The sequence below is a fragment of the Pseudomonas sp. BB438 genome (assembly GCF_057180225.1).
This window is the reverse complement of the sequence record NZ_CM170001.1, coordinates 3,399,682-3,413,057: the sequence shown is the minus strand read 5'-3', so window position 1 is coordinate 3,413,057 and position 13,376 is coordinate 3,399,682. Positions and strand designations below refer to the sequence as shown.

Sequence of the window (13,376 nt, the reverse complement as noted above, 5' to 3'; positions counted from 1 at the left end):
GGTTTGCGGCGTCGCCCCCACGAAACAAGGGGCGAGCGGGAGACGGAAAAACCCTAGGCTACTGCACGATGGTCCACCGGCGGCGCAGACGGCGCGGCCACGCACCGCGCCGCGTCTCCGGCGGACCGTCGTATCAGCGGATCAGGCCGTGCTTGCGTGCCCAGGACATGGCGTCATAACGGCTGGAAACCCCGAGCTTGGCGTAGACATTCTTCAGGTTCCATTTCACGGTTTCCTGGGAAATGTTCAACGTCAGGGCAATGCGCTTGTTCGACATCGCCTGGGCCACCAGTTGGATGATTGCCAGCTCGCGGGGTGACAGGGAGGCACGGTCGGTCACCTCTTCGCGGCGGAACCGAGCCAGCAGGTCGTCCAGGTAGGCCGTCACGTCCCCTTGGGAAGACTGCCTGGCGCGCTGGTTGGAGAGCAGCTTGACCACGCCGGCGCCTTCATCGACGAAGGTCCGTACAAGCCCTCCACGCTGCCCCAACTGCAACGCCTCGACCAGCAGGGATTCGGCAGCCACTTGCTGGCGCTGCGCACTGCGCCCCAGGGCCATCAGCAACAACGCGGTGACTTCCAGCTGGCCACGACCCAGGGCCTGGGCGTACTCGCGCACGGCTTGCAACGCTGCTTGAGCCAGCTCGTGCTCGCCAGCGTTGAGCGCCAGACGTCCGCGCGACAACTGGACCAGCATGGGGATTTCGCTCAGGAACCCTCTCTCGCCCTGGTGCGCAGCCTCCAGCGGCTCCAGACGGATGAAGCAGCTCTGCGCACCGCCGTGGTCGCCCTCCAACAAGCGGATGCGCAGCTGCTCCGCAAGACTATGGGCAATCCCGCGTTCCAGACCGATGCTGCGGAAGTGCCGTTCCTGGCGCTCGAGAAAGGCCAGTGCGCTCGCCGCGCAATCCTGCAGCAGATCCAGGCGAGCGCGGCAGATGGTCCCGCGAATCATGGTGTCGGGCATCGCCCATTGCAGCAGGCCTACTCGATTGGCCAGCACTTCGCGCGCTTCATCGATGCGGTCCAGCTCGCAATACACCACGGCGAGCGAAGCGGCGCACAGGTAGGCACTGGCAGAGCGGTGACCGTGAGCGGTTACCGAACGGGAGAACAGATCCTGGCCAACGCGCAAGGCATCGGCCATACGCCCTTCCAGCAAATGACAGAGCGTGCGCGCGCCCTCCACCACCAGCGCCATCTCGTCGTTTCGATCGGCCTCGGCAATGGGGTGCTCGTCCAGGTAGCGCAATGCTTCGGTGTGCCGTCCTTCGGCGGCATAGGCAATGGCCAGCAACGCCGAAGGGCCGTAGCGGACCACTGAATAATCGTCGTCGAAGCGATCCGAGCCCTCCAGCACTGTGATGATCTGGTCCGTGCGGTCACGCTGAATCGCGATCGAGGCCTCGGCCAGCCGGCGGTGCTGCAGCACATCCCCGTCCTGGCTGGCTCCGCTGCGTTTGTACTCCTCCAGCCAGGCCTCGGCCTTGGCCGGGCGTGCCGTCAGCGCATAGGCAAGGCAGCCACGGAAGAACAGTCGCGGATGACTGAACAGCGTCTCCTGCGGCAAGCGGTCCAGCAGGCGCAGCAAGGGCCCAACCTGGTCCAGCCCCCAGCTGGTGGGCGCTGAGCGTTCAACCACTTCGGCGGCGAACTCCAGGTCACCACTGGCGGTGGCATGCCGCAGCGCTTCGGCCAGCAGCTTGCGCTCGGCAAACCAGCGTGCCGCGCTGCGGTGCAGCTCATTGACCAGGGTGGGATCGCGGCGCTCCAGGCGGGCGGCGAGGAATTCGCCGAACAAGGGGTGGAAGCGATACCAGGGCTGGCGGTCGTCGCCAACGATGCGGAACACCAGCAGGTTCTCTTCCTCCATCCGCGCCAGCAGCTCGCCGGCGTTTTCCTGGCCGGTCAGGTGCGCCGCCAGCGATGCGTTGAATCTCCGGCACAGGCTGACTCGCTCCATGAAGCCGGCCAGATCGGCAGGCAAATGCACCATCACGTCTTCGGCCAGGTAGGTCTGCAGGTCGTCGGACATCCAGCCCAGGTCGCGCAGGCTGTTGCGCGCCTCCGGCCGCGCGCGCAGCAGGAGCACGATCAACTGCAGGCTTGCGGGCCAACCACTGGTGAGGTCCTGAATCAGGAGGGACTCTTCGCTGCTCAATTTCAGCGACGGCAGGTTGGTCTCGAGGAAGCTGCGCGTTTCCGCGAGGTCGAACGGCAGACCCGCACAATCCAGTTCCAGCACCTGGTCCTGCAGGCGCAGCCGGCTCAGGCTCAGGGGCGGGTCGGCGCGCGAGGCGATGATGAAGTGCAGGTTCTGCGGACAATGGTCCAGCAGACGTTGGATGAGCCGATGGGCACGCGAGTCGCTTACCAGGTGGTAGTCATCCAGGACGAGGTAGAGCTGCTTGCTGACGGCGGCGGCACCTTCGACGATGCTTGCCACCAGGCCATCCAGGGATTCGCCGCTGGCGCCCTCCAGGGGGATGTCGTTCTCCAGCGCGATCCCCAGGTGACCCAGCGCGGCGCGCAGATAAACGAAGAATGACGCCAGGTGACGGTCTTCGGTGCTGAGTGTCAGCCAGGCCACCTCGGCGCGCGCCTTGAGCATGGTCTGTCGCCACTGCACCAGCAAGGTGGTCTTGCCGAAGCCGGGGCCGCCGATGACCACGCCGACCGTGCAATGCTCCATGCGTTGCAGCTGCTCGAGCAGGCGTTGGCGGGTAATGGCGTTCGGGCTGACGCGTGGCGGCGCCAGCTTGGTGGTCACAAGCAGTTTGTCTGGATGCATTGTTATTCTTGGCCTTTCTGCATAACTGGCGCGCCGTTGCCCGGCGTCATGGACGCAAGAGCCTCGGGTGTACCGGGACCGATATTGCCCCCCCTCCGCGCAAAGCACACCCCCCTCGCTACGGGTAGAGACATTACCTGCTGCGTCACCCTGGACGATAGACGATCCGACCAATGAGCCCACCCTACCGGGGTGGGGGCCCTCCCGCGCCGGATTGGGCTTCAATTCCGCCCCCATCCTCCGCGGAGTCCCATCATGAGCGAGTACGCAGCTCCCCTGCGCGACATGCAATTCATCCTCGACGATCTCGGCCTGCTAGAGCGCCTTCAGGCGCTACCCGGCCAGGAAGAGCTCGGTAGCGACCTTGCCCAGGCCATTCTTGCCGAGGCCGGCCGCTTCGCCAGCGGCGTACTGGCGCCGCTCAACAGTATCGGTGACCGCCAGGGCGCACGTTGGAACGACGGGGACGTACGCACCGCCGATGGCTGGAAGCACGCCTACGAGCAGTTCGTCGAGGGTGGCTGGAACGCCCTCTCCTGCTCGCCGAAGTTCGGCGGCCAGGGCATTGCGCGTCTGCTGTCGGCGCCGGTGGAGGAAATGTGGAACGCCGCCAACGTTGCCTTCGGCCTCTGCCCGATGCTCACTCGCGGCGCCATCGAAGCCATCGAACTGCACGGCAGCACCGAACTCAAGGCAACCTGGCTGCCTAAGCTCATCAGTGGTGAATGGACCGGCACCATGAACCTGACCGAACCCCAGGCAGGCTCCGACCTGGCCGCCGTGCGCAGCCGCGCCGAGCGCCACAGCGACGGCACTTACCGGGTATTTGGCCAGAAGATTTTCATCACCTATGGCGAGCACGATCTCACCGAGAACATCGTGCACCTGGTCCTGGCACGGGTTCCCGGTGCGCCCGAGGGCGTCAAGGGTATTTCGCTGTTCGTGGTACCGAAGGTATTGCTCGACGAGTCGGGCAATTCGGCAATTCGCAACGACGTACGCTGCGTGTCCATCGAGCACAAGCTCGGCATCCATGGCAGCCCCACTGCGGTGCTCGCCTTCGGCGACCGGGACGGTGCCGTCGGCTGGCTGGTGGGTGAGGAAAACCGCGGCTTGGAATACATGTTCAGCATGATGAACGCTGCGCGGTTCTCGGTCGGAATAGAGGGTATCGGCCTCTCCGAGCGAGCCTATCAGCGCGCCCTGACCTACGCCCGCGAGCGCCGTCAAGGTGGAGAGCTGGGCAGCACCAGCCGCGAGAAGGTCGCGATCCTCCGCCATCCGGACGTGCGCCGCATGCTGCTGTCGATGAAATCCCGCGTCGAGGCAATGCGCGCGCTGGCCTGCGAGGTAGCCCTGGCGATGGACGTCGCCAGCGGCCACCCGGATCCGGAAGAGCGACGGGAACAGCAGGCCTTCGTCGACTTGCTGATCCCGGTGGTCAAAGCCTGGAGCACGGAGAACGCCATCGACATCGCCTCCCTTGGCGTGCAGGTCCACGGTGGTATGGGCTTCATCGAAGAAACCGGCGCTGCCCAGCACCTACGCGATGCCCGCATCACCACGATCTACGAAGGTACTACCGGCATCCAGGCCAACGACCTGGTGGGCCGCAAGATCGCCCGGGACCGCGGTGCGGCAGCACTGTCGTTGATTGCCCGGATGCGCGATAGCGCACGCCAACTGCCGCGTAGCGAGGACGCGCTGGAACCGATCGGTCATGCCCTTGACCTGGCGCTGGACGCGCTGGAGCGAGGCGTGTCCTGCATCGTCCAGCGCTACGATCAGCATCCCCGCGAGATTGCCCTCGGTGCAGTGCCGTTCCTGCAACTGTTCGGTCTGGCAGTTGGCGGTTGGCAATTGGCGCGTTCAGGCTACGTGGCATGGCAGCGCCTGCAGGAGAGTGCGGGGGATGCAGCGTTCTATCGCGCCAAGCTGCAGACCGCGCAGTTCTACGCCAGCCATCTGCTGCCCATCGCGGACGGCCTCTCACGGGTGCTCACCGACGGCGGAGAGGCGGCGCTGCAAATGGACGACGAGAGTTTCTGAGCCCGCTCCTGCGCCGCGATTCACCGGTCGCGCATGACTTCCCCCCATAGGGGGGAGGTCTCCTGCCCAGGAGCGTGCGGGTAGCATCCGGGCCACGTGTGCACACGGTTGCACGACCACCGGAATCACTCATGTCCCGCGTCATCCCATCATCTTCCGCCATCCCCCAGGCAAGCGTGCGCACCACCGCACGCGACCTCGCCGTCCGGCTGGGGGTGGCGACCTCCACCATCACCCGCGCCTTCGACGAGCAATCGCGCATCTCCCCGGAACTGCGCGAGCGCATCCTCGCCATCGCCGACGAACTGGGCTATCGGCCCAACGCCATCGCCCGCTCGCTGAACCGCCGCAAGACGGGCATCGTCGCCCTGGTGATCGGCAGCCTGGGCAATCCTTTCTATCCCGCGCTACTCGAAGCCTTTGCCCTGCGCCTGCGCCAGGACGGCCGACAACTGCTGATTTTCGTCGTGCCGCCGGGCGGGGATGCCGACGAGTCGATGCCGCAACTCCTGCAGTACCAGGTCGACGCCATCGTGGTGACTGCCGCGAAGCTCTCCTCGCGCATGTCCGAACTCTGCGCGCAACAAGGCATCGCGGTGGTGTTCCTCAACCGGCGTGTGGAAGACCCGAGCGTCTGGTCGGTCTGCTGTGACAACCAGCGCATGGGCCACGAAGTCGCCACCTACCTGGCCGGTAGCGGTCGCCGAGCCTGCGCGTTCGTATCCGGTGACCCTGGAATTTCCACAACCGCCGACCGCCTGCATGGGTTCGAGCAAGGTCTCGCGGAGCACGGCCAACAGCTCGTGGCCTGCATTGCCGGCGGCTACACGTACGACGGCGCACGACAAGCCGCCGGCCATCTTTTCAGCAAAACCGCGCCCGCCATCGACGCGGTGTTCTGCGCCAACGACGTGATGGCGCTCGGCGTGCTCGCCCATCTGCGCCAGAACACGGCCCTTCGGGTTCCGGAAGACGTGGCAGTGATTGGCTTCGATGACATTCGCGACGCGGCCTATCCGGAGCACTCGCTGACCACGGTGCACCAGCCACTGGACAGGATGATCGATTGCGCCATCGAGCTGCTCGACGCCGGGCGCCCCAGCGGCAGCCTTGCCGATGCGCTGCGCGAGGTGCCAGGGCATCTGGTACTGCGCTCCAGCGCCTGAAGCTTCGTCGCATTTCCCGTCACGCCTACCCAACAACGACAACAAGGAGACAGGCATGAACACACAAGCGTCCCAGGACGACAACGCGATGTATCTGAAGATCAGCTGGCGGATCATGCCGCTGCTGCTGGTGGCTTACGTGGTGGCCTTCCTCGATCGGATCAACGTCGGCTACGCGCAGTTGCAGATGAAGGAAACGTTGGCATTCAGCGATACCGTCTATGCCATGGGCGCCGGGGTGTTCTTCATCGGCTACCTGCTGTTCGAGGTGCCGAGCAACCTGATGCTGGAGCGCGTGGGTGTGCGCCGCACGCTCCTGCGCATCATGGTCTGCTGGGGTTTGGTGGCGATGGCCATGATGTTCGTGCGCACGCCCACGCAGTTCTATGTCCTGCGCTTCCTCCTTGGCGCGTTCGAAGCCGGCTTCACCCCGGGCGCCCTGCTCTACCTGACCTACTGGTACCCACCGGCACGGCGTGCGCGGATGATCGCCGTGTTCCTGCTTGGCGCCATCATCGCCGCGCTGGTTGCCGGCCCGTTGTCGGGCGCCATCATGAAGTACCTGCACGGCACCAACGATTGGCATGGCTGGCAGTGGCTGTTCCTCCTGCAGGGTCTGCCTGCCCCGCTGCTCGGCCTGCTGGCCTGGTACGTGCTGGTCGACCGCCCCGAACAGGCCAACTGGCTGAGCGCTGATGAAAAGGCCCGGCTGCGCCAGCAGTTCGACGAGCAGGCCGAGGCACCAGGCAGCGCTCGCCATGGCTCGTTGCTTGGCCTTCTAGGCGATTTCAAGGTCTGGGCGTTGTCGCTGGTCTATCTGCTGATGGTCGCCGGTACCTACAGCATGGTGTTCTGGACCCCGACCCTGATTCGCAGCTGGGGCGTCTCCGACGTCCTGCAGATCGGCGTGTACGCCACCGTTCCACAACTCTTCGCCATCGCTGGGGTGCTGCTGCTCGGCCGCAGCTCGGACCGCCATCGCGAACGGCGCTGGCACTTCGGCTTCGGGGCGCTGACGGCCATGACCGGCCTGCTTGTCATCACCCTTGGCCAGGGCCAGCTGGGCGTCTCCCTGGCCGGCCTGTGCCTGGCGATCCTGGGGATCGCCGCGGTCACGCCGGTGTTCTTCGCCCTCGCATCCGAGTACCTGCCGCGCGCCTCGGTAGCTGCCGGCATCGCCCTGATCAGCAGCATCGGCAACCTGGGCGGCGCCATCAGCCCGCCGATCACTACCGCGCTGAATACCGCCAGCGGCGGCACCAGCTACAGCCTGCTGTTCGTGATGGGGCTCTACCTGCTGGCCACCTGCATCGTCCTGACGGTTGTCCGACCGGCCGCCATCCCTCTTCGCGCCGCCTGAGGCGGCGACCACTGCCCATAGGAGCCCTAAATGATCCAACAACTCAAGAAAGGCCAGTCGGCTCAGGCCAAGGCCTCCGACCAGGCACAGGTGCGCAGCACCGTCGAAGCCATCCTCGCCGACATCGAGGCGCGCGGCGACGCAGCGGTGCGCGACTATTCCGGCAAGTTCGACCGCTGGACGCCGAGCAGCTTCCGCCTGACGCCGGAGCAGATCGCCGCCTGCATCGCCGGCCTGCCGCAGCAGACGCTCGAGGACATCCGCTTCGCCCAGGCGCAGATCCGCCGTTTCGCCCAGGTGCAGAAGGACTCTCTGCACGATGTCGAGGTGGAAACTCTGCCGGGCGTGGTGCTCGGCCATCGCAACATCCCGGTCAACTCGGTGGGCTGCTACATCCCCGGCGGCAAGTACCCGCTGATCGCCAGCGCGCACATGAGCGTGCTGACGGCCAAGGTGGCCGGGGTGAAGCGCGTGATCGCCTGTGCGCCGCCGTTCGAAGGCCAGCCCTGCCCCGAGATCGTCGCAGCCATGCACCTCGCGGGCGCGGACGAGATCTACTGCCTGGGTGGAGTACAGGCTGTAGCGGCGATGGCCATCGGCACTGAAAGCATCGAGCCGGTGGATATGCTGGTCGGCCCCGGCAACGCCTACGTCGCCGAAGCCAAGCGCCAATTGTTCGGGCGCGTCGGCATCGACCTGTTCGCCGGCCCGACCGAGACCCTGGTGATCTGCGACGACAGCGTCGACGCCGAACTGGTCGCCGTTGACCTGCTGGGCCAGGCCGAGCACGGCCCGACCTCACCGGCCTACTGCATCACGACCAGCCGGCAGATCGCCGAGGAACTGCCGGCCGCCATTGAGAAGGTACTGTCGCGCTTGGACACCGCGCCGATCGCCAGCGTGGCCTGGCGCGATTTCGGCGAGATCCATCTGTGCGACAGCGACGAGGAAGCCCTGGAGATCGCCGAGCGCCTGTGCTCGGAACATGTACAGGTGATGACCCGCGACCCGGACTGGTATCACGCCCGCATGACCCGCTACGGCGCGCTGTTCCTCGGCCACCGCACCAATGTCAGCTACGGCGACAAGGTGATCGGCACCAACCATACACTGCCGACCATGGGCGCCGGGCGCTACACCGGCGGGCTGTGGGTCGGCAAGTTCATCAAGACCCATACCTACCAGCGGGTGCTCACCGACGCGGCCAGCGTGATGGTCGGCGAATACTGCTCGCGCCTTTGCGGCTACGAGCACATGTCCGGGCACAAGGAGCAGGCGGACATCCGCGTGCGCCGCCTGAAGCAGGAGGCCTGATGCCATGGGCAAACCCACACCGAATGAGCGCACTGACTACCGCTATTTCCGCGACATCACCACGCGCTGGATGGACAACGACGTCTATGCCCACGTCAACAACGTCGTCTACTACAGCTGGTTCGACACCGTGGTGAATGGCTGGCTGCTGGAGCGCGACCTGCTGGACTTCGTCGAGAGCCCAACGGTTGGTCTAGTGGTCGAAACCACCTGCAGCTACTTCTCCTCCATCGCCTTCCCCGACCTGGTGCGGGCCGGCCTGCGGGTCACGCACCTGGGCACCTCGAGCGTGCGCTACGAGGTTGGCCTGTTCGCCAATGACAATAGCGACGCGTCGGCACAGGGGCATTTCGTGCACGTCTACGTCGATCGCGTCAGCCGCCGCCCCGTGCCGCTGCCCGCGCACCTGCGTCAAGCCCTGGAAACCCTTCAAGTGAACGAGTGAGCGCCGTCACCGGAGCCGCGTCCTTGCCGGACGCGCTTCCCAATGCCGGGCGCAGCGGGTCAGAACAACAAGGAGTCCGATCATGATTCAACCCATCAAGCGGCTGGTGTCCCTGCTGGCCGTCGCCCTCCTGCTGCAGGGAGTGCCTGTCGTGCAGGCCGGTCAGGCCAAGCCCAACATCCTGGTGATCTGGGGCGACGACATTGGCTGGCAGAACGTGAGCGCCTACGGCATGGGCACCATGGGCTATACCACGCCGAACATCGACAGCATCGGCATGGCCGGCATCCGTTTCACCGACCATTACGGGCAGCCTTCCTGTACCGCCGGCCGCGCGGCCTTCATTACCGGGCAGTACCCCATCCGCTCCGGCATGACCACCGTGGGGCAACCGGGCGACAAGCTCGGCCTGCAGGCGGCCTCGCCGAGCCTTGCGGAAGTCCTGAAACAGGTCGGCTATCGCACTGGCCAGTTCGGCAAGAACCACCTGGGCGACAACAACCCCAACCTGCCCACGGTGCATGGCTTCGACGAGTTCTACGGCAACCTGTACCACCTCAATACCGAGGAGCAGCGCGAGTATGTCGACTACCAGAACTTCGCCAGCACTTATCCCGGCGGACCGGAAGCCTTCGCGAGGAAATTCCAGACCCGTGGCGTCCTCCACACCTTTGCCAGCGACAAGGACGATCCGACGGTAGACCCGCGATTCGGCCGTGTTGGCAAACAGACCATCGAGGACACTGGACCGCTAACCATGGCACGCATGGAAGATTTCGACGGCGGCGAGGTAATTCCTCGGGCAATCGAGTTCATGCGCAAGGCACAGAAGGACGACAAGCCATTCTTCGTCTGGCTCAACACCAGCCGTATGCACCTCTATACGCATCTCAACGAGCAATGGCGCCACGCTGCGGCCAAGTACACACACGAAGAGGATGCCCAGGGCAGCGGCATGCTTCAGCATGATCACGACATCGGCCAGGTACTCGAATTCCTCAAGGCAAACGGCCTGGAGGACAGTACTGTGGTCTGGTATTCCACCGACAATGGCCCCGAGCACTCGTCCTGGCCGGATGGCGCGACCACACCGTTCCGCGGCGAGAAGATGACCACCTACGAGGGCGGCGTCCGTGTGCCTTCCATGCTGCGCTGGCCAGGTGTGGTGAAGCCCGGGCAGATCCTCAATGGCATCCAGGCACACCAGGACATGTTCACCACCTTCGCCAGCATCGCCGGCGTGCCCGATGTGGTTGAACGAATGAAGACCGAGAAGAATCAGTACATCGATGGCATCGACAACCTCGACTACTGGACCGGCAAGGCGCCGGATAGCAAGCGCACCAGCATCCTCTACTACATCGAAGGCAAGCTGACCGCGGTGAGGATGGGGCCGTGGAAGCTGCACTTCTCCACCAAGGAGGATTACTACGCCCCGGTGTTGCCGCGTTTCGCTCCGCTGATGTTCAACCTGCGCAGCGACCCCTTCGAGAGCTACGACAGCAAGGATTCCTACGGCCACCTGATCCAGAAATCTTCCTGGATCGCCGGCCCGATGGGCGAACTGGTCGGCGCGCACCTGAAGACACTGATTGACTATCCGCCCGTGCAGTCCCCACGCTCGTTCGACCGCTCAAACCTGGTTCAGGAGACGTTGCAGGCACAGAAAAAGGCGCAATAACGAGGCTGCAGAACTGCTACGAGCACGCACAGTTCGCCAAGGCCTGAAATAGCATTGCGGTCAGTCGCATCCTGAAACGCAGATCCAGATCCGATTGCTGCCGTCGCGGCAGCTATCGCCCAGGAGTGGGCATCGCGGGCCCATTGAATCAGAGGCGGTTTACACTGATCAGGATGCTCCCAAGGGATACATGGAATAATCTTGCACCAAGCAATCAACCAAAAAGCTGTGAACTGAACGATGGGTTTTGAACAACTAGCTTTGCTCCGCGACCGCCTGCGGGCTGAAAAAGAGCAGGCAAAAGCCGAAAGCGCCAAGCACCACCGGCGGAAGTCTTCCCCTCAGGTAAAGCCTCGTGACCAAGATCCCGCGGTGGAAGCGATCTGGAGATTGCAGAAGCACTTTCCATTGGCCTTCCCTGTCAATCCGGCTCCCAAGGTGCCGCTCAAGGAGGGCATTCTCAAGGATGCGGAGCAACACCTAAAGCAACTCGGAATAACCAGCGAACAGCTCAAGCTGGGCATCGCCACTTGGTGCCGAGGAATTCGATACTGGGCAAGCATGGTGGAGAATGCACCGCGCCTGGACTTGCACGGCCAGGCAGCCGGCACTGTGACATCTGCTCAAGCGTCGTACGCGAAGCAGCAGGCTTCTCGGCAGCGCGCCCTGGACCGACGAAATCGTGCGAAGGTAGAAACTACCGGCGCGGCTCCCGCACCCGATACCGCGGTGAAGTAACTTTCGGAGCCGAACTCGGTCGCACCCTGCGTCGCGTGACCGACCTTTTAGATCACTGGCAAGGTACCTCGCAGCTGCCTGAAACGTCTGTGTAGAGTCGGGAACGGACATTGACCAAGGGCAGCTGCCGGCCAAAAGCGGACGTTCCATCCATTCCCACCTTCAACTTAGAAGCGAAAGCCTATTCGAGCGACCAGTCTTTAAGAGCACGCAATATTTCGACGACCATCGGCCTTGTGTATTTCTCACCGGGGTCAGTTTCCGGTGAATCACTACTGCGAATCCATTCGCCTTGATCAAACGCTTGATATAGCGAGAAAGCGGGTTGAGGTAGCTCACTGGTCATGCCGACTTCAACCACGGCATTTATGATCCCGTTCATGACACTGTCGCAAAAGTCAAAATCCAACGATCCCTGCAGATAGTTTTCCGCAACCCAGACGGATAGCTCATTCAGCAAGTCTTGCGGAGCAGCGCCAAATTTATCGCCAATGGTAGAAAGATCATTCAGCGTTAAACCGTCCCCTTCCGCTTTCAACGAAAGCGCCTGAAGTTCACCCTTCGGCAGAAATTTTGGCATGAGTTTCTCCTGCTGCGCGCAAAGGCAGAATTTACATCACGCACATGTAATTTCGGCCAAAGAAATTGCCGCGCAGTGCCGACACGTCGCAAAGGCGATCAATCTCGGACATTTCATGTCCGCTATGGGGCGAAAGCCGCCCTGGATGAGGGCTGCTTCGGGGCAGATTAAGGGCTTGCCTTGCACCACGCGCTTCGCGATCGTCTCGAGGATCGCGGCGACGCTGGCGGGTGGCATCTGCGTGATCTTGCTGTTCAGGTAACTGGGCAGATCGTTGATGTGGACGTAGATGCCCTTGGACTCGAGCTCGTTGAGGACCATTCGGCCATCGGGCTGGAAGCTGAGGATGAAGCGAGCTGCTGCGGGTTGTTCCTTTATATAGAAGCTGCGGTCGAAGCCAACGAGGAGCTTGATGTAACATCGACAAGACTTACTCATCGGAAGAGTTGAGAAATGGACTTCACTCCTATCATTGCGCAGATCTGGAGCGTAGCGGGCTGGCTGATCCCGTTCATGCTGGTGATCGGTCTGCTCAAATCGCCCTGGGCCAAGGGGCAGATCGGCGAATTGCTGGTCAGGCTCTTTGCCCACTGGCAGCTAGATCAGTCGACCTATCGCCGCCTGCATAACGTCACGCTGAATACTCCTGACGGCACCACCCAAATCGATCACGTCTTCCTCTCGCCTTACGGCATCTTCGTGCTGGAAACGAAGAACATGAGCGGCTGGATCTTCGGCACGGAAAAGCAGGCGCAGTGGACGCAAAGGATCTACAAGCGCACCTACAAATTCCAGAACCCGCTGCGCCAGAACTACAAGCATCTCAAGGCCCTGGAAGCCACCCTGCAGGTCGATGCCGCGCATCTGCATTCGGTTATCACCTTCGTAGGCGGCAGCACGTTCAAGACGGAAGTGCCGGCCTGTGTCACTCAGGGCATTGGCTTCATCGACTACATCAAGTCATTCCAGAAGCCGGTCTTTAGCCAGGCCGAGGTCGACGCCATGCTAGAGCTTCTCCAAAGCGGCCGTCGTTCGCCCTCGCTCGCCACACACCGTGAGCACGTGCAAAACCTCAAACGCCGCAGCGACCCAACGGCCGAGCGGCTGTGCCCTAAGTGTGGAAATGCATTGGTGATCCGCACGAGAAAGGCCGGCCCGAAAGCTGGCCAGCAATTCTGGGGTTGCTCGGGGTTCCCCCGGTGCCGGGTTATTCAAGATCTCTAGTGGGTGAGCGGCAGCTATCGGCTGTGGA

Annotated in this window: 11 protein-coding genes; 8 read left to right on the top strand and 3 right to left on the bottom strand. The window is 63.3% G+C overall.

The features are described 5' to 3' along the window. Positions 1–133 precede the first annotated feature (133 nt). Positions 134–2,791 carry a winged helix-turn-helix domain-containing protein gene (locus AC1ZV1_RS15610; protein WP_484292487.1) on the bottom strand — a complete coding sequence of 886 codons (2,658 nt, stop codon included), beginning with the start codon at positions 2,789–2,791 and terminating at the stop codon, positions 134–136. A 255-nt stretch (positions 2,792–3,046) separates the two neighbouring features. On the opposite strand from AC1ZV1_RS15610, the gene AC1ZV1_RS15605 reads away from it, so the two are divergent. From AC1ZV1_RS15605 to AC1ZV1_RS15575, 7 genes are all read left to right on the top strand, one after another. Then, a complete protein-coding gene (locus AC1ZV1_RS15605; RefSeq protein WP_484292486.1) occupies positions 3,047–4,840 on the top strand; it encodes an acyl-CoA dehydrogenase in 1,794 nt (597 codons plus the stop codon). A 131-nt stretch (positions 4,841–4,971) separates the two neighbouring features. Beyond that, complete coding sequence (locus tag AC1ZV1_RS15600) at positions 4,972–6,006, top strand: LacI family DNA-binding transcriptional regulator (RefSeq protein WP_484292485.1); 1,035 nt, start codon at positions 4,972–4,974, stop codon at positions 6,004–6,006. A 55-nt stretch (positions 6,007–6,061) separates the two neighbouring features. Continuing rightward, the gene (locus AC1ZV1_RS15595; protein ID WP_484292484.1) at positions 6,062–7,366 is read left to right on the top strand and encodes an MFS transporter; all 1,305 of its coding nucleotides are present in this window, start codon (positions 6,062–6,064) and stop codon (positions 7,364–7,366) included. Positions 7,367–7,396: 30 nt separating this feature from the next. Beyond that, positions 7,397–8,680: a histidinol dehydrogenase gene (hisD, locus tag AC1ZV1_RS15590; RefSeq protein ID WP_484292483.1), complete on the top strand. Its 1,284-nt coding sequence runs from the start codon at positions 7,397–7,399 to the stop codon at positions 8,678–8,680. A gap of 4 nt (positions 8,681–8,684) precedes the next feature. Next, entirely contained in the window at positions 8,685–9,125 is a 441-nt protein-coding gene (locus AC1ZV1_RS15585; RefSeq protein ID WP_233299688.1) for an acyl-CoA thioesterase, read from the top strand. Positions 9,126–9,207: 82 nt separating this feature from the next. Then, a complete protein-coding gene (locus tag AC1ZV1_RS15580; RefSeq protein ID WP_484292482.1) occupies positions 9,208–10,806 on the top strand; it encodes an arylsulfatase in 1,599 nt (532 codons plus the stop codon). Between the two features lie 240 nt (positions 10,807–11,046). After that, positions 11,047–11,544, top strand: coding sequence for a ProQ/FinO family protein (locus tag AC1ZV1_RS15575; protein ID WP_484292481.1), 498 nt, complete (start codon positions 11,047–11,049; stop codon positions 11,542–11,544). Between the two features lie 181 nt (positions 11,545–11,725). Here AC1ZV1_RS15575 and AC1ZV1_RS15570 read toward each other — a convergent pair whose 3' ends face one another. Both AC1ZV1_RS15570 and AC1ZV1_RS15565 read right to left on the bottom strand, forming a co-directional pair. Beyond that, positions 11,726–12,124: a hypothetical protein gene (locus tag AC1ZV1_RS15570; RefSeq protein WP_484292480.1), complete on the bottom strand. Its 399-nt coding sequence runs from the start codon at positions 12,122–12,124 to the stop codon at positions 11,726–11,728. 36 nt (positions 12,125–12,160) lie between these two features. Further along, the gene (locus AC1ZV1_RS15565) at positions 12,161–12,562 is read right to left on the bottom strand and encodes a hypothetical protein (RefSeq protein ID WP_484292479.1); all 402 of its coding nucleotides are present in this window, start codon (positions 12,560–12,562) and stop codon (positions 12,161–12,163) included. Between the two features lie 15 nt (positions 12,563–12,577). Here AC1ZV1_RS15565 and AC1ZV1_RS15560 point away from each other — a divergent pair, with 15 nt between their 5' ends. Then, the gene (locus AC1ZV1_RS15560; RefSeq protein ID WP_484292478.1) at positions 12,578–13,348 is read left to right on the top strand and encodes a nuclease-related domain-containing protein; all 771 of its coding nucleotides are present in this window, start codon (positions 12,578–12,580) and stop codon (positions 13,346–13,348) included. Positions 13,349–13,376 lie beyond the last annotated feature (28 nt).